We start from the raw sequence: 14,859 nt of genomic DNA, 5'->3' as shown, positions 1-14,859 counted from the left end.
AATGAGGGCCTGGGCGCGACAGAGACTGCCGGGATGGCCGCTGCTGGGGCTCGTGGCCGCGCTGGTGCTGGCGCTTGCTGTCGGTGGCCATGTGGGCGCCCGCTCGGGGATCGACCTGCAACAGGACCCGGACACGCCCGGATCTCTGCGCGCCGAGGCGTTCGAGGCCGCCCAGTGGGCCATTGTCTCGGATGCCGCCGATGCGCTGGCCAAGGTCTCGGCCCGGTTCGCCGAGGGTGACGATGCCCTGGGCCTGCTGGCCGAGCAACGCGAACAGCTGATCCAGCGCCGCGATGCGCTGGAGCGCGAGGTCGAGGGCCTCTACGCCCAGGACACCGAGGCCGCCCGCGAACGTCGCCGCATCATGAGCCGCGCCTATGAGCAGACCCTGGCCGAGCTGGCCGAGGTCGATGCCCGGATCGAGGCCGAGTTCCCCGCCTTTGCCGAACTGACCCGCCCCCGGGCCCTGACAGTGACCGAGACGCAAGGGTTGCTGAACCCGGACGAGGCCCTCTTGCTGGTCTTCGTCAATCCAGAGGCGACCTATGTCTGGGGCGTGACCTCTGACCGGATCGAATGGGCACGCGCCGAGGGTCTGGGCGAAGAGGCGCTCGCGGCGTCCGTCGCGAAGCTCAGGGCCTCTCTGACCACAGCGGGCACGCGAGCCGATCCGACGCTGGACCCGGCCCTGTTCGCCGGGCGTCCGGTTCGCGCCTATGACCGGGCCGAGGCCCACCGCCTCTATCAAGCGCTGATCCAGCCGGTGGAATCCGTGTTTGAGGGGCGCACCACCCTGATCACCGTGGTCAGCGGCCCCTTGACCACCTTGCCGCTGGCCGCGCTCGTGACCGCCCCGCCCGTAGGCGAGGACACGGGCCCCGAGGCGCTTGTCACCACCGAATGGCTGATTGACCGCTATGCACTGGCGACCCTGCCGTCGGTGTCCAGCCTCAAGGCCCTGCGCTGTCATCTGGCGACCGCTGCGGAGCGCCACGCCGGATGCCCGCCACGCCTGACCCCCGCTCGGGACGCCCGCCGGGCGGCGGCGCCCGACCGCCTGCCGCTGATTGCCTTCGGTGCCCCGGTGCTGACCGGTACGCCTGAGCCCGCCGCCCGCGGCGCGCCCGACGCAGACGGCATTCTGGGCCCGGGCAAGCTGGCCGATGTCGAAAAGCTACGCGCCCTGCCCGACCTGCCGGGCGCCCGGGCCGAGCTTCTGGCGCTGGGCCGGATCTATCCCAAGGGGGTGGTCCGCAGCGGGGCGGCCGCCACCGAAACCGCCGTGCGTCAGACCGATACCGATCTGTTGGCCGAAGCGCGCTTTGTCGTCTTCTCGACCCATGGCCTGATGGCGGGGGCCAGTTTCGCCGAGCCGGGACTGGTCATGACCCCGCCCGCAGAGGCCACGGCCGAGGACGACGGCTATCTGACGGCCTCCGAGGCGGCGCAACTGCGGCTGAGCGCCGATTTCGTCGTTCTGTCGGCCTGCAATACGGCGGCGTCTGACGGACGGCCGGGCGGGCAGGGCCTGTCGGGCCTCGCGCGGGCCTTCTTCCACGCCGGGGCGCGGTCCCTGCTGGTGTCGCACTGGGAGGTTTCGGATCAGGCGACCACCGCCCTGATCACCGGCACCTTTGCCGGGCTGGACCGGACACCGGGCAACCGCGCGGTGGCCCTGCAGGGCGCCATGCGCGAGGTCCGCGCCGACCGTCGCTGGCAGCACCCGGCCTACTGGGCCGCCTTCACCCTGGTGGGGACCCCCAGCTAGGCGTCAGGCCCCGGCCTTCTTCGCAAAGCTCCAGGCGGCATCCGACAGCGGCCCGACCTGGGCGGCCATGGTGCGGGCGTGGCTGCTGGCGGCGGTGCCGTCGCGCACCCGCCCGGCGATGCCCTGGCAGATGGCGGCCAGCCGGAACAGATTATAGGCGAACAGCCAGTCGAGATTGTCGGGGGCCGCCGTCCCGGTCCTCGCCGCATAGCGAGCGACCGTTTCCTCGACAGAGGGAATGCCCAGCGCCTCGAGGTCTGCCCCGGCCAAACCGTTCCGCAGCGTCGCCGGAATGACCCAGGCGATCAGCAGATAGGAAAAGTCCGCCATGGGGTCGCCCAACGTCGACAGCTCCCAGTCCAGCACAGCCCGCACCTCGGCCCGGTCGGGGGCCAAGATCATATTGTCGAGGCGGAAGTCCCCATGCACGATCCGCGTCGGCCCATCCGCCGGCAGGCTTTGGGGCAGGAAGGCGATCAGCCGGTCCATGGCCTCGATCGTGTCGATCTCGGAGGCCTGATACTGTTTGGTCCAGCGCCCGACCTGACGGGCGAAATAGTTGCCGGGCTTGCCATAGTCGGACAGTCCGATGGTGTCCGGATCGAACCGGTGCAGGGCCGCCAGGGTGTCGGTCTGGGCCTCATAGATGGCGCGGCGTTCGGCGGGCTCCAGTCCCGGCAGTTTCAGGTCCCAGAACACCCGCCCCTCGACCTTGTCCATGACGTAGAACATGGAGCCGATCACCGTATCGTCCGTGCACAGAGTATGGGGTCTTGCGACCGGAAACCCTTGGGCATGGAGCGCCGAGATAACCTGAAACTCCCGGTCGACCGCATGGGCGCTGGGCAATAGCACGCCGGGCGGCTTGCGCCGCAGCACATAGGTCTTGCCGGGTGTCGCCAGCTCATAGGTGGGGTTCGACTGTCCGCCCTTGAATTGGCGGAGGGTGAGGGGCCCTTCATAGCCTTCGACGTTCTCGGTCAGCCAGGCATCCAGCGTGACTTCGTCCAGGGCGTGGCGCGGATCGACCTCGCGCGTGCCGGAAAAGGCGGACTGGGGGTCGAGAGCAACGTCGGTCATGGGCGGTCCGTCTGTGCAGGAATCGGTTCGGCGGCGGCGAGAGTGGCGCGGATGGCGGCCTTCCAGCCGGCCAGCAGGCGGGAACGAGTGGCGGCGTCCATCCGGGGCGTCCAGACGGCCGGGGTCTCGGCGGGCGGGATGTCCAGCCGGTCGATCAGGCCGACGCCCAGCGCCGCCAGCTTGGCCGCGCCCAGCGCCGTCATCTCCTGAAAGGCGGGGCGCTCGACCTCGACCTCGCAGATGTCGGCCACGAACTGCATGGCCAGCGCATTGGCGGTCACCCCGCCATCGACCTTTAGCCGCGCCAGCCGGGGCGCGCCGTCGGCCGCCAGCGCATCCAGCAGGTCGCGGGTCTGATAGGCCAGACTTTCCAGCGCCGCCCGCACCAGATGGGCCGGGCCGGAATCGCGCGTCAGGCCGGTGATGGTGCCGCGCGCCTCGGGCGACCACCAGGGCGCGCCCAGACCGGTAAAGCCCGGCACCAGATAGACCCCGCCATTGTCCGGCAGGCTCTGGGCCATGGCCTCGGACTGACGCGACTGACTGATGACGCCGAGACCATCGCGCAACCACTGGATCGCCGACCCGGCGGAAAAGATCGACCCCTCAAGCGCATAGGCCATTTGTCCGTTTACGGAATAAGCGAGAGTTCCCAGCAGCCGGTTGGTCGAAACGACCGGTTCCGCACCGACATTGGCGACCAGAAAGGCCCCGGTGCCATAGGTGATCTTGGCCTCGCCCGGCTGGATCGCGCCATGTCCCACCAGCGCCGCCTGTTGATCCCCCGCCGCCCCATGGATCAGCACGGCCCGCCCGAACAGGGCCGGGTCGCAATCGCCCAGACGGTCGGCGCAGCCGCGAATCTCCGGAAGCGCGTGCATCGGCACCCGGAACAAGGCGGCCAGATCGGCCTGCCAGCTCAGGGTCTGCAGATCCATCAGACTGGTGCGCGCCGCATTGGTGGCATCGGTGACATGCGCCCCGCCACCGGTCAGCTTCCAGGTCAGCCAGCATTCGATGGTGCCCAGCTTCACCTCGCCGGCCTCGGCCCGCTCGCGTGATCCCGGCACCGCATCCAGCAGCCAGGCGTATTTCGACGCCGAGAAATAGGGATCGAGGATCAGGCCGGTACGCGCCTGCACGTCCGGTTCGTGGCCCTGTTTCGCCAGGTCGCCGGTGACATCGGCGGTGCGCCGGTCCTGCCAGACGATGGCCCGGTGCAGGGGCTCACCCGTTGCGGCGTCCCACAGGACGGAGGTCTCACGCTGATTGGTGATGCCGATGGCGGCGAAACGGTCGATGCCCCCCGCCTTTCGGATCACCTCGCGGCAGGTCTGCAGGGTCGCGGTCCAGATCTCGCCTGCATCGTGCTCGACCCAGCCGGGTTTGGGGAAGTGCTGCTGCAGTTCGATCTGGCTGACCGCCGCCGCCGAAAAGGCTCCGGTCTCCGACACCTCAAAGGCAATGGCCCGGGTCGAGGTCGTGCCCTGGTCGATGGAAAGGATCATCCGGCTCATGGGGGATTAGTGACGACGGAGGCCGGGCGAGGCAAGCGCAATGCCCCTCGCCACGCGCCCACCCGCCGCGTTAGATGCGGCCATGACCCACACTGCCTCCTTCGCCGGCGTTCTCGACGCCGCCCGCCAGATCGCCGGTGCTGCGGTCCGTACCCCCCTGATCGAAAGCCCGGCGCTGAATGCGCACCTGGGCGGACGGGTGCTGATCAAGGCGGAAACCCTGCAGGTCGCAGGCGCCTTCAAATTCCGGGGCGCCTTTAACCGGATCAGCCGTCTGACCGAGGACGAAAGGGCCCGCGGCGTGGTCGCCTATTCCTCGGGCAACCATGCCCAGGCCGTGGCCGCTGCCGCAAGGCGGATGGGCACATCGGCCATCATCGTCATGCCCGCCGACAGCCCCCGGGTGAAGGTCGAGGGCGTCATCGCCTTCGGCGGCGAGGTCCGCTCCTACGATCGCTGGACCGAATCGCGTGAGGCCATCGGCGAGGAGATCGCGCGGACGCGCGGCAGCGTGCTGGTGCGCCCGTTCGACGACCCCTTCATCATCGAGGGGCAGGGCACCTGCGGCCTCGAGATTCTGGAACAGGCCGATGCGCCGATCGACCAGCTGCTGTGCGGGGCCTCGGGCGGGGGGTTGATGGCCGGGATCAATCTGGCCTTCGCCGAACGCTCGCCCGACACGCAGACCTGGGCGGTCGAGCCCGCCGCCTATGACGACACCCGCCGCTCGCTGGAGGCCGGAGAGCGGATGACCTATCCGCCCGGCGCGGCCCCCTCGATCTGCGACGCCCTGATGAGCGACCGGCCCGGCGAGCTGACCTTCCCCATCAACCGGCGGCTGTCCGGTGTCCTGACCGTCACCGATGCAGAGGTGGCCGAGGCCGTGCGCTATGCTTTCCGCACCCTGAAACTGGTGGTCGAACCGGGCGGAGCGGTGTCGCTGGCGGCCTTGCTGGCCGGCAGGGTCGAGACGGCCGGCCGCACCACGGCCCTCGTCCTGTCGGGCGGAAACATTGACCCCGCCCTGTTTGCCGCCATCATCGAGGATCGTTTCACCCCCGGAGCCCCCGCATGACCAAGCCCCCCGTGATCAAGATTGGCGATCTGCAGTCCCTTATCGGCACCGAAGTGGGGGTGTCCCGCTGGATCGAGGTCGATCAGGCCCGCATCGACGCCTTTGCGAAGATCACCGAGGACGAGCAGTTCATCCACGTCGACCCGGAAGCGGCCAGGGCCACCCCGTTCGGCGGCACCATCGCCCACGGCTTTCTGACGCTCAGCCTCGCCTCGGCCATGAGCTATGACGCGGTCGCCCCGCTGGAGGGTGTGGTCATGGGCGTCAACTATGGCTTCGACAAGCTGCGCTTCCTCGCCCCCGTGCCTGCGGGCTCGAAGATCCGGGGCCGGTTCAAACTGCTGTCGGCCGAGGACAAGGGCGGCGGTCGCTGGCTGCTGAAGCACGAACTGACCGTCGAGATCGACGGCGGCGAAAAGCCCGCCTTGATCGCCGAATGGCTGGGGATGCAGGTCGTCGCTTGAGCCTGACCGACTGGCTCTCGCAGGATGCCGTGAAGCTGGCGCGCAGCCTGATCGGGGCGCGGTTGCTGGTGAACGGGGTGGGCGGGACCATCGTCGAGACCGAGGCCTATGATCCGGCCGATCCCGCGTCGCACAGTTTCGGCGGCCCCCGGCCCCGCAACGCCGCCATGTTCGGTCCGGTGGGGCGGGCCTATGTCTATCGGATCTATGGCGCGCACTGGTGTTTCAACATCGTCTGTGACCGGACAAGGCCGGGAAGTGCGGTCCTGATCCGGGCGCTGCAGCCAACCGACGGGCTGGACATGATGGCGGAGAGGCGCGGCACGAACGATCCCCGAAACCTCTGCTCCGGCCCCGGCAAGCTGTGTCAGGCGCTGGCCATCGGCAAGGCGCTGGACCACGCCCCGCTGGATGCCCCGCCGTTTCGGATCGACCCGGCCGCGCCGGGCCCCGACCTCGCCGTCGGCCCCCGCATCGGGATCACCAAGGGCGCCGACACCCCGTGGCGCTTCGGCCTGAGGGGCTCGCCGTTCCTCAGTCGGCCGTTCAGGCCCTGACGTCGAACGTCTCCAGCCGCTCATCCAGCCTCGCCCGGATCATTGGCCATTCCCCGGCGATGATGGAAAACACCACCGAGCTGCGCACATGACCCGTCCATGTGATCATGTCGTGACGCAATACGCCCTCGCGCGTGGCGCCCAGCTTGAGCATGGCCGCCTGACTGCGTGCGTTCCGGTCATCGACCTTGAAGGCCACCCGGTTGGCGCCACAGGCAAAGGCATGCTCCAGCAGCAGGCGCTTGGCCGCCGGGTTGACCGGACCGCCCCGGGCCGAGGGCTGGTAATAGGTGGTGCCGATCTCCAGCGCCCGGTTGCCGCGCTGGATGTCGATATAGCTGCTCATGCCGACGAGGGCGTCGCCCGCCATCACCGCGAACGGCATGCGGGTACCGGCCGACTGACCGGCGACCAGGTCATCCCAGCCTGCGTCGAAATGCGCGCCGCCATAGGGTCGGTAGTAGAGGGCCGGCCAAAGCTCCGGGTCCGCGTCACAGGCGGCACGGAGCGGTTCCCGATGACGGTCCGCCAACGGCTCCAGCCGGACAAAGCGGTTTTCCAGAACCGCAGGCCGGAGGTTCATTCCCCCAGGCACCTCAGGGCGACCTCGAGGTTCCTCAGGCCGTCCTCGCCCGTCACCGCCGGGGTCTCGCCGGTGCGGATGGCGTGGACGAAGGCTTCCAGCTCTTTCTTGAGCGGCTCATTCGGCCAGCTGTGGACGCCGCGCGTCGAATAGGTGCCGTCGGGTTGCTGGCCGAAATATTCGGTGACCTGACGCGTCATCAGGTCGGCGACCACGAACTTGGCCTTGGTCGCGACCTGCAGGGTGCGGGTCTTGTAGGGCGTCACCCAGTTGGTGGTGATGTGGGCGATGGTGCCGTTGGCCAGCCGGAACTGCAGCAGGGCGGTATCCTCGCGCTCGGCCTTGGTGCGGGCCAGCTGCGGCTGGACCTCGACGATCTCGCTGTCGGTCAGGTGGCGGATGATGTCGATGTCGTGCACGGCCAGATCGATGACCACGCCGACCTCGCCCATGCGGGGCGGAAAGGGGCCGACGCGGGTGATCTGGATCGAGATGACATCCTCGTCGGCAATGGCGCGCTTGACCGCCTCGACCGCCGGATTGAAGCGCTCGACCTGACCGACCATCAGCACCCGGTCATTGGCCTTGGCCGCATCGATCAGCCGCTGGGCATCCTCGACCGTCGCGGCAATCGGCTTTTCGACCAGCACATGGACGCCGCGTTCCAGCAGGGCCACGCCCAGATCGGCGTGGGTGCGGTTGGGCGTGGCGATCACGGCCGCATCCAGACCCGCCTCGACAAAGGCCTCGGCGCTGGTCACGGGCATGGCGCCATAGGCCTCGGCCACACCCTTGGCGACCACCGCATCGGGGTCGAACACATGGGTCAGCTCGACATCGCGGATGTCGGTCAGCACCCGGGCATGGTTGCGGCCCATGACGCCGGCGCCGGCCACGCCGATCTTCAGAACTTGCATCGGACTTATCCCTTGTAGCTGGCGACGGCGGCGATGACGCGGTCCTGGGTGGCCTCGTCCAGATCGGCATGCATGGGCAGGCTCAACACCCGGTCCTTCAGCCGCTCGGTGACCGGCAGACCGCCTGCTCCCTGCGGGAAGCGCTGATAGGCGGGCTGCATATGCATGGGCACCGGATAATAGACAGCGGTCGGTACGCCCTCGGCCTTCAGATGGTCGATCAGGCCCGCGCGGTCGTCGTGCTCGATCGTGTACTGGGCCCAGACGGAAACACCGCCCTCGATCACATGCGGTACGGCCGCGACATGGGGAGCGAGGTGCTCATTATAGCGGGCCGCGATGCGGTTCCGCCATTCGATCTCCTCCGGGAAGACCTTCAGCTTTTCGATCAGGATGGCCGCCTGAATCGTGTCGAGGCGCGAGTTCATGCCGATCCGCATGGCCAGATACTTCGGGTCATGGTCGAAGGTCTGCCCCTGCATATCCTTGGCCACGACCTTGCCGTGCACGCGCAGCGAATCCATCTCCTCGGCCAGATCGGCATCGTCGGTCAGCACCGCCCCGCCGTCGCCGTAACAGCCCAGTGGTTTGGCCGGGAAGAAGCTGGTGGTGGTGATGTCGGCCCACTTCAGCGGATGGGCGTCGTTCAGCGTACAGCCGAACCCCTGCGCCGAATCCGCGATCAGCTTCATGTCATGGCGGTCGCAGATGGCCCGGATCGCCGGATAGTCAGCGGGCTGGCCGAACAGGTCGACGGCGATGACCACGCGCGGCCTCAGCCTGCCCTCGGCCTTCACGGCCTCAATCGCGGCCTCCAGCTTCTGCGGATCCATATTGTAGGTCTTCGGATCGACATCGACGAAGATCGGCGTGCAGCCCAGCCACGGCACCACTTCGGCCGTCGCGGTGAAGGTGAAGCTGGGCACGAACACCGCGTCGCCGGTGCGCAGGCCCCAGGCCATCAGTGGCAGGACCAGGGCGTCGGTGCCATTGCCACAGCCCAGCGCATGTTTGGCCTGACCGAAGGCGGCCAGCTCGTCCTCGAACTGGCGGACGGGCGGGCCCATCACCCAGGCGCCGCTTTCCACGGCGGCCATGACGGCCGCCTCGATCTTGCCGCCGAGGCGACGGCGCTGGGCCTGCAGGTCGATGAAGGCGATGCTCATGGGTCTGTCTTCCTGTGCGGCGGGTTGGTCCCGCGTCTGGTGGCGCGCCATAGCAAGCACGCGCCCTTCTGACCAAACGGGGGACGGTCACTTCGCGTTGCGGCTTTTTACGATGCGCCCTAATCAGGGCGACCTCAATGTCCGTTTGCGGACCCATTCCTCCGTCCCTGATTCGGGAGAAGACGTGATTTCAGTACCGGCGTCCGCCGGCCATTCGGCCGTGTTTCTGGATCGCGACGGAGTCCTCATCGACGATGTCGGCTATCCGCACCGCGAGGACCAGCTGGCCTTTGTGCCCGGCGCGGCCGAGGCCGTTCGCCGGCTGAATACCCTGGGCTATCTGGTGGTGATCGTGACCAACCAGTCCGGTGTCGCGCGCGGCATGTTCAGCCATGGCCAGATGGAGGCCTTCAACGATCTGATCGTCCGCCGGCTGGCGGCCAAGGGGGCGCGCATCGGGGCGGTCTATGCCTGTCCTTACCATGCCGAGGCGGTCGATCCGGCCTGGCGTCACCCCGACCACCCGGACCGCAAGCCCAATCCCGGCATGATCCTGCGGGCGGTCGCCGACCACGGCATTGATCCGAAGCGCGCCTTCATGATCGGCGACCGGCCCAGCGACATGGAGGCTGCGCGGAGAGCGGGCATCCCGGGCTTTCTCTTCGACGGTGGAAATCTCGACGATTTCGTTCGCGACCTGCTGGCGATCTGAGGCATAAATTCTACATGGGGTGAAATACCCCGTCCCTGCCCGTCGGAGCCCTGACCATGACCGAGACCCGGACCTATGCCGAGCGCCGCTTCACCTCCGAGGACGGGCTGGATCTGTATGCCCGCGACTATGCCGGGGCCGATGGTCAGGCGCGCCTGCCGGTCATCGCCATCCACGGCCTGACCCGCAACTCGGCGGACTTTCACGGCATCGCCACCCTGCTGGCCCAGGGCGGACGGCGAGTGCTGGCTGTTGATGTGCGCGGGCGGGGCCGCTCGGACCGCGCCCCCGATCCCATGACCTATCAGCCGGCCACCTATGCGAAGGATGTGCTGGCGCTGTTGTCCCAGACGGGGATCGAGCGGGCCGTGTTTCTGGGCACTTCCATGGGCGGACTGATCACCATGGCGGTCTCGGCCCTGCGGTCAAAGGTGATCGCCGCCGCCATTCTGAACGACATCGGCCCCGAGGTGGACAAGGCCGGTCTCGCCCGCATCGCCGCCTATACCGGAACGCCGGTGGATACGCCCACGTGGGAGGCCGCCGCCGCCTATGTCGAAAAGACCAATGGCGTCGCCTTCCCCCATTATGGGCCGGAGGACTGGGCCGCCTTTGCCCGGCGTGTGTTCCGCGAGGGCACCGAAGGCACGCCGGTACTCGACTATGATCCGGACATCTCGGTGCCGATCCGGGCTGCGGGCGACAAGGCGCTCGTGCCTAATCTGTGGCCCATGTTCGGACGTCTGGCCAAGGCGCGCCCGACCCTGCTGGTGCGCGGCGAGACCTCGGACCTGCTCAGCGCCGGAATTGCCGCCAAAATGCGAAAGCGTGCACCCAGGATGGACTATGTCGAGGTCCCCGGCATCGGCCACGCGCCCATGCTGGACGAACCGGCAGCCCGGGCGGCGATCTTCGAATTCCTGTCGGACGTGCCCTGAGCGAAGAAGGCTCAGGCCTTCCTGACGAACTCGGTGCGCAGCACGAGGCCCTTTACCTTGTCGACATTGGCCTCGATCTCATCGGGGTCTCCGGTCAGACGGATCTTGCGGACCATGGTGCCGCGCTTCAGCGTGACCCCGCCTGATCCCTTGACCTTCAGGTCCTTGATCAGGGTGACGCTGTCGCCGTCCGCCAGCTCATTGCCGTTGGAGTCGCGGGTCGGGGTCTCGCTCATGTCGGGTCTTTCGTTGAAGCCTTGACCGGCACATGGGCATCCAGCTCATCCAGCCACACCCGGGCCGAGACGTCCGAGGGCGCACGCCAGTCACCGCGGGGGCTCAGCGAGCCGCCCGTCACCACCTTGGGCCCGTTCGGCAGGGCCGAGCGCTTGAACTGGCTGGTCTGGAAGAAGCGCACGATGAATTTCCGCAGCCAGAAGACGATCGTCTCCAGATCGTATTCGACCTTCTCGTCTTCCGGCGTGCCGACCGGCCAGTGGCCGCTGGCGGCATCCTTCCACGCCTGATGGGCCAGGAAGGCGATCTTGGACGGCGCCATGCCGTAGCGGCTGAAATGGAACAGGAAGAAGTCGTTCAACGCATAGGGGCCGACCGTCGCCTCGGTCGACTGGATCTGGCCGTCCTTCGCCGGCACCAGTTCGGGCGAGATTTCGGTGTCGAGAATGGCCTTCAGCACCGGCGTCGCCTCGGCGCCGACCAGTTCGCGGTCGGCCACCCAGCGGATCAAGTGCCGGATCAGGGTCTTGGCCACGCCTGAGTTGACGCCATAGTGGCTCATATGATCGCCGACGCCATAGGTCGCCCAGCCCAGCGCCAGTTCCGACAGGTCGCCCGTACCGATGACGAAGCCGTTGTGCTGATTGGCCAGCCGGAACAGATAGTCGGTTCTGAGGCCCGCCTGCACATTCTCATAGGTGATGTCGTGCACCGGCTGACCGTCCGCCGCCGGATGGCCGATGTCCGCCAGCATCCGCTGGGCGGCCGGGCGAATGTCGAGTTCTGCGCCCGTCACCCCCAGCGCGTTCATCAGCGCCCAGGCGTTTGATTTCGTCCCTTCCGAAGTGGCAAAGCCCGGCATGGTGTACGCGCGGATGCCGGCGCGCGGCAGCTGCAGCCGGTCAAAGGCGCGGCAGGCCACCAGCAGGGCCTGGGTCGAATCCAGCCCGCCCGAGATGCCGATCACCACCGTCTTTGACCCGGTCGCCACCATCCGCTTCATCAGGCCCTGGACCTGGATGTTGAACGCCTCATAGCAGTCGCGGTCCAGCCGCGCGGGGTCGTCCGGCACGAACGGTAAGCGGTCGAGGGGGCGGATCAGGTCGGTCGGCGCGCTGGCCTCGCGGGCCGGGAAAAGGCGGCGATTAAATGCGGAGCCATGGGTTTCCCTGTCAGAGCAATCGGCGAAGGTGCCGTTCCGCAACCGGTCCTGGCCGATGCGGTCCACGTCGACGTCGCAGATTGTTAGCGCTCCGCCCATTCCGAACCGTTCGCCCTCGGCCAGCTTCGCGCCCAGCTCGTGAATCGTCGCCTGACCGTCCCAGGCGAGATCGGTGGTGCTCTCGCCCCAGCCGGAGGCCGTAAACACATAGGCGGCCATGGCGCGCGCCGACTGGCTGGCGCACAGCATGGCGCGCTCGTCGGCCTTGCCGATCACGATATTCGACGCCGAAAGGTTGAGCAGGATGCGCGCCCCCGCCATGGCCTGACGGGTCGAGGGCGGCAGCGGCGCCCAGAAGTCCTCGCAGATTTCCACGCCGAACACGAAGCCGGGACGGTTCTCCGCCTCGAACAGCAGGTCCGTTCCGAAGGGGACGACTTCATCGCCCAGCATCAGCGGCACGTCCGACGACAGGTCATCGGCGGCCGGTGCGAACCAGCGCTTCTCGTAATATTCGCGATAGTTGGGCAGATAGGTTTTCGGCACCACGGCGATCACCCGGCCACCGGCCGCAACGACAGCACAGTTGTAGAGGCGCTCGGCGTGTCGGACGGGGGCTCCAACGACGACCGTGATCGCCACGTCTTCGGTCGCGTCGGCCAGTCGCAGGGCCTGCCGCTCCACCTCATCCAGCAGCGCGCCCTGCATGTGCAGGTCATCCAGCGCATAGCCGCTCAGGCTCAACTCGGGAAAGACGATCAGGTCCACGCCCTTTTCGGATGCCGCCTCGATCAGCCGGATATGCTCGTCCGCATTGGCCTTCGGATCGGCCGGGTGGACGACAGGCGTCGCCGCCGCCACGCGCACAAAGCCGTGGGTCGCGGGGCTGTAGAAAGGATGTGTCTGGGCCATCAATCCATCCGGGAGCGCGCCGAGGGCGCATCTGGGCGCCGACCGCCGCCTTGTCGCACATATAGGGCGCAGTCCCCAAGATGCGGTTTCTTCGTGTCACAGGTGACGCTGACGGCGGCGACCGCTAAAGCGGACCCCATGAATGACGCACCGAAAAAAGGCTGGTTGCAGCGGTTGAGCGACGGACTGTCCCGGTCCTCGCGCCAGATGACCGAACAGGTGGTCTCCACCTTCGTCCGGGAACCGCTCAGCGAGACCGCCCTGGAACAGCTGGAAGAGCATCTGCTGGAAAGCGATCTGGGCCCGGCCGCGACCGACCGGATCGTCGAACGGTTCCGGGAGTTGCGCTTCGGGGCGGGGGCGTCAGAGGTCGAGGTCAAGACGGCGCTGGCCGAGGCCGTGGCCGATGAGCTGCGCTCGCATGAGGCCCGCTATGAGCCGCTGAACGGCCCCCGCCCCTTCGTCACCCTGTTCGTCGGGGTCAATGGCTCGGGCAAGACCACGACGCTGGGCAAGATCGCCGCTGACCTGACCGGTCAGGGGGCCAAGGTCATGGTCGTGGCCTGCGACACCTTCCGCGCCGCCGCCCGCGAACAGCTGAAGGTCTGGGCCGAGCGGGCCGGGGCCACGTTTGAGAGCCGCCGCGACGGCGCCGATCCCGCCGGTCTGGCCTTCGACGCCCTGACCCGCGCCCGGGCCGAGGGCTATGATGTCGTCCTGATCGACACGGCCGGGCGGCTGCAGAACAAATCGGCCCTGATGGACGAACTGCTCAAGATCGTGCGGGTCCTGAAAAAGGTCGATCCCGAGGCCCCGCACGAAACCCTGCTGGTGTTGGACGCCACGGTGGGCCGTAATGCGCTGGAGCAGGAAAAGATCTTTGGCCGGACGGCCTATGTCTCGGGGCTGGTCATGACCAAGCTGGACGGCACGGCGCGCGGTGGCGTTCTGGTGCCCGTGGCCCAGGCGTCGGATGCCCCGATCAAGCTGATCGGCGTGGGCGAAGGCATCGAGGACCTGCAACCGTTTGACGCCGACGCCTTTGCCCGGTCTCTCGTCGGACTGGAGGTCACAGCATGACTGAACGCGCCGCGCCTCCCGCCTGGATCCGCCAGGCTGTCGACTTCGGCGCCCTGGTCGCGTTTGCCGGGGCCTTCCTCGTCTATCGCCTGAACGGCCTCGAGGGCGACGAAGCCCTGGTCCAGGCCACCTGGTTTCTCGTGGGCGGTGCGGCCATCGCCGTGGCCGTGGGACTGGTCGTCGAACGACGGCTGGCGCTGATGCCGCTGATCGTCGGTGGTTTTGCCCTTGTCTTCGGTCTTTTGACCCTGCTGACCCAGGACGATCTGTGGGTGAAGCTTAAGGTCACCATTCTGAACCTCAGCCTGTCGATCCTGCTGCTGGGTGGACTGAGGATGGGCAAGCAGCCGCTCAAGGCGCTGCTCGGCACCGTCATCCCGATCAACGACCGGGCATGGAAGATCCTGACCGTGCGCTACGGCCTGTTCTTCGCCGCCGTCGCCCTCGTCAACGAGGCCGTGCGCAGCGAGGCCCTCGTCGGCTGGGCGACCGACCAGCTGGGCTATGACAGCGTCGATCCGGCCGATGTCTGGGTCAGTTTCCGGGGCGTACTGTGGATCGCCTCGTCCGTGTTCGGGCTCAGCAACCTGCCGCTGATCGTTCGCAATCTTCAGCCTGAGACCGGGGAGGAGTCAGCGACCCCGCCGCCCGGGCCCAATGCGGCGCCCTGAACAGCCGGGGTGCAGACGGA

15 protein-coding genes are annotated in these 14,859 nt (G+C 67.8%); 8 read left to right on the top strand and 7 right to left on the bottom strand.

The window, feature by feature from the left end; translation table 11 throughout:
- The first annotated feature begins 1 nt into the window (after position 1).
- The gene (locus B4K74_RS11970) at positions 2 to 1,768 is read left to right on the top strand and encodes a CHAT domain-containing protein (protein ID WP_286693128.1); all 1,767 of its coding nucleotides are present in this window, start codon (positions 2 to 4) and stop codon (positions 1,766 to 1,768) included.
- Positions 1,769 to 1,771: 3 nt separating this feature from the next.
- Here B4K74_RS11970 and B4K74_RS11965 read toward each other — a convergent pair whose 3' ends face one another.
- Together B4K74_RS11965 and glpK are read right to left on the bottom strand one after the other, a co-directional pair.
- Complete coding sequence (locus B4K74_RS11965) at positions 1,772 to 2,848, bottom strand: phosphotransferase family protein (protein WP_286693127.1); 1,077 nt, start codon at positions 2,846 to 2,848, stop codon at positions 1,772 to 1,774.
- Positions 2,845 to 4,356, bottom strand: coding sequence for a glycerol kinase GlpK (glpK, locus tag B4K74_RS11960; RefSeq protein ID WP_286693126.1), 1,512 nt, complete (start codon positions 4,354 to 4,356; stop codon positions 2,845 to 2,847). Before glpK ends, B4K74_RS11965 begins: the two co-directional genes overlap by 4 nt.
- Positions 4,357 to 4,447: 91 nt before the next feature.
- Here glpK and B4K74_RS11955 point away from each other — a divergent pair, with 91 nt between their 5' ends.
- Genes B4K74_RS11955 through B4K74_RS11945 form a run of 3 tightly spaced genes read left to right on the top strand, consistent with a single transcriptional unit; the run spans position 4,448 to position 6,461 of the window.
- A complete protein-coding gene (locus B4K74_RS11955) occupies positions 4,448 to 5,440 on the top strand; it encodes a threonine ammonia-lyase (protein WP_286693125.1) in 993 nt (330 codons plus the stop codon).
- Positions 5,437 to 5,904 carry a MaoC family dehydratase gene (locus B4K74_RS11950; RefSeq protein ID WP_286693124.1) on the top strand — a complete coding sequence of 156 codons (468 nt, stop codon included), beginning with the start codon at positions 5,437 to 5,439 and terminating at the stop codon, positions 5,902 to 5,904. Before B4K74_RS11955 ends, B4K74_RS11950 begins: the two co-directional genes overlap by 4 nt.
- Positions 5,877 to 6,461 carry a DNA-3-methyladenine glycosylase gene (locus B4K74_RS11945; protein WP_286693123.1) on the top strand — a complete coding sequence of 195 codons (585 nt, stop codon included), beginning with the start codon at positions 5,877 to 5,879 and terminating at the stop codon, positions 6,459 to 6,461. The genes B4K74_RS11950 and B4K74_RS11945 overlap by 28 nt, the downstream gene beginning before the upstream one ends.
- On the opposite strand, the gene B4K74_RS11940 is transcribed toward B4K74_RS11945, so the two are convergent.
- Genes B4K74_RS11940 through B4K74_RS11930 form a run of 3 tightly spaced genes read right to left on the bottom strand, consistent with a single transcriptional unit; the run spans position 6,451 to position 9,127 of the window.
- Positions 6,451 to 7,044 (bottom strand): GNAT family N-acetyltransferase, encoded by a 594-nt coding sequence (locus tag B4K74_RS11940; protein ID WP_286693122.1) that lies wholly within the window; start codon positions 7,042 to 7,044, stop codon positions 6,451 to 6,453. The genes B4K74_RS11945 and B4K74_RS11940 overlap by 11 nt on opposite strands.
- Positions 7,041 to 7,961, bottom strand: coding sequence for a Gfo/Idh/MocA family protein (locus tag B4K74_RS11935; protein ID WP_123288194.1), 921 nt, complete (start codon positions 7,959 to 7,961; stop codon positions 7,041 to 7,043). The genes B4K74_RS11940 and B4K74_RS11935 overlap by 4 nt, the downstream gene beginning before the upstream one ends.
- 5 nt (positions 7,962 to 7,966) lie before the next feature.
- The gene (locus B4K74_RS11930) at positions 7,967 to 9,127 is read right to left on the bottom strand and encodes a DegT/DnrJ/EryC1/StrS family aminotransferase (protein WP_286693121.1); all 1,161 of its coding nucleotides are present in this window, start codon (positions 9,125 to 9,127) and stop codon (positions 7,967 to 7,969) included.
- 184 nt (positions 9,128 to 9,311) lie between these two features.
- Here B4K74_RS11930 and B4K74_RS11925 point away from each other — a divergent pair, with 184 nt between their 5' ends.
- Together B4K74_RS11925 and B4K74_RS11920 are read left to right on the top strand one after the other, a co-directional pair.
- Positions 9,312 to 9,839, top strand: coding sequence for a D-glycero-alpha-D-manno-heptose-1,7-bisphosphate 7-phosphatase (locus B4K74_RS11925; protein WP_286693120.1), 528 nt, complete (start codon positions 9,312 to 9,314; stop codon positions 9,837 to 9,839).
- A gap of 56 nt (positions 9,840 to 9,895) precedes the next feature.
- Entirely contained in the window at positions 9,896 to 10,777 is an 882-nt protein-coding gene (locus B4K74_RS11920) for an alpha/beta fold hydrolase (protein WP_286693119.1), read from the top strand.
- Positions 10,778 to 10,788: 11 nt separating this feature from the next.
- Here the strand turns inward: B4K74_RS11920 and B4K74_RS11915 are convergent, their stop codons facing one another.
- On the bottom strand, positions 10,789 to 11,013 hold the full coding sequence (locus tag B4K74_RS11915) for an alkylphosphonate utilization protein (RefSeq protein WP_286693118.1): 225 nt from the start codon (positions 11,011 to 11,013) through the stop codon (positions 10,789 to 10,791).
- The gene (locus tag B4K74_RS11910; RefSeq protein WP_286693117.1) at positions 11,010 to 13,088 is read right to left on the bottom strand and encodes an NAD(+) synthase; all 2,079 of its coding nucleotides are present in this window, start codon (positions 13,086 to 13,088) and stop codon (positions 11,010 to 11,012) included. The genes B4K74_RS11915 and B4K74_RS11910 overlap by 4 nt, the downstream gene beginning before the upstream one ends.
- A gap of 138 nt (positions 13,089 to 13,226) precedes the next feature.
- Between B4K74_RS11910 and ftsY the strand changes: the two genes are divergently transcribed.
- Positions 13,227 to 14,168, top strand: coding sequence for a signal recognition particle-docking protein FtsY (gene ftsY / locus B4K74_RS11905; RefSeq protein WP_286693116.1), 942 nt, complete (start codon positions 13,227 to 13,229; stop codon positions 14,166 to 14,168).
- Positions 14,165 to 14,839, top strand: coding sequence for an inner membrane-spanning protein YciB (locus tag B4K74_RS11900; protein WP_286693115.1), 675 nt, complete (start codon positions 14,165 to 14,167; stop codon positions 14,837 to 14,839). The genes ftsY and B4K74_RS11900 overlap by 4 nt, the downstream gene beginning before the upstream one ends.
- Positions 14,840 to 14,859 lie beyond the last annotated feature (20 nt).

The organism is Brevundimonas sp. UBA2503 (assembly GCF_002341485.1).
GTDB lineage: Bacteria > Pseudomonadota > Alphaproteobacteria > Caulobacterales > Caulobacteraceae > Brevundimonas > Brevundimonas halotolerans.
This window is presented reverse-complemented; position numbering and strand designations above follow the sequence as displayed.

Bases quoted from the DNA above. Each gene is read 5' to 3' on its own strand.
- B4K74_RS11970 (WP_286693128.1), top strand. From the start codon at position 2: ATGAGGGCCTGGGCGCGACAGAGACTGCCGGGATGGCCGCTGCTGGGG.
- B4K74_RS11965 (WP_286693127.1), bottom strand. From the start codon at position 2,848: ATGACCGACGTTGCTCTCGACCCCCAGTCCGCCTTTTCCGGCACGCGC.
- glpK (WP_286693126.1), bottom strand. From the start codon at position 4,356: ATGATCCTTTCCATCGACCAGGGCACGACCTCGACCCGGGCCATTGCC.
- B4K74_RS11955 (WP_286693125.1), top strand. From the start codon at position 4,448: ATGACCCACACTGCCTCCTTCGCCGGCGTTCTCGACGCCGCCCGCCAG.
- B4K74_RS11950 (WP_286693124.1), top strand. From the start codon at position 5,437: ATGACCAAGCCCCCCGTGATCAAGATTGGCGATCTGCAGTCCCTTATC.
- B4K74_RS11945 (WP_286693123.1), top strand. From the start codon at position 5,877: ATGGCTGGGGATGCAGGTCGTCGCTTGAGCCTGACCGACTGGCTCTCG.
- B4K74_RS11940 (WP_286693122.1), bottom strand. From the start codon at position 7,044: ATGAACCTCCGGCCTGCGGTTCTGGAAAACCGCTTTGTCCGGCTGGAG.
- B4K74_RS11935 (WP_123288194.1), bottom strand. From the start codon at position 7,961: ATGCAAGTTCTGAAGATCGGCGTGGCCGGCGCCGGCGTCATGGGCCGC.
- B4K74_RS11930 (WP_286693121.1), bottom strand. From the start codon at position 9,127: ATGAGCATCGCCTTCATCGACCTGCAGGCCCAGCGCCGTCGCCTCGGC.
- B4K74_RS11920 (WP_286693119.1), top strand. From the start codon at position 9,896: ATGACCGAGACCCGGACCTATGCCGAGCGCCGCTTCACCTCCGAGGAC.
- B4K74_RS11915 (WP_286693118.1), bottom strand. From the start codon at position 11,013: ATGAGCGAGACCCCGACCCGCGACTCCAACGGCAATGAGCTGGCGGAC.
- B4K74_RS11910 (WP_286693117.1), bottom strand. From the start codon at position 13,088: ATGGCCCAGACACATCCTTTCTACAGCCCCGCGACCCACGGCTTTGTG.
- ftsY (WP_286693116.1), top strand. From the start codon at position 13,227: ATGAATGACGCACCGAAAAAAGGCTGGTTGCAGCGGTTGAGCGACGGA.
- B4K74_RS11900 (WP_286693115.1), top strand. From the start codon at position 14,165: ATGACTGAACGCGCCGCGCCTCCCGCCTGGATCCGCCAGGCTGTCGAC.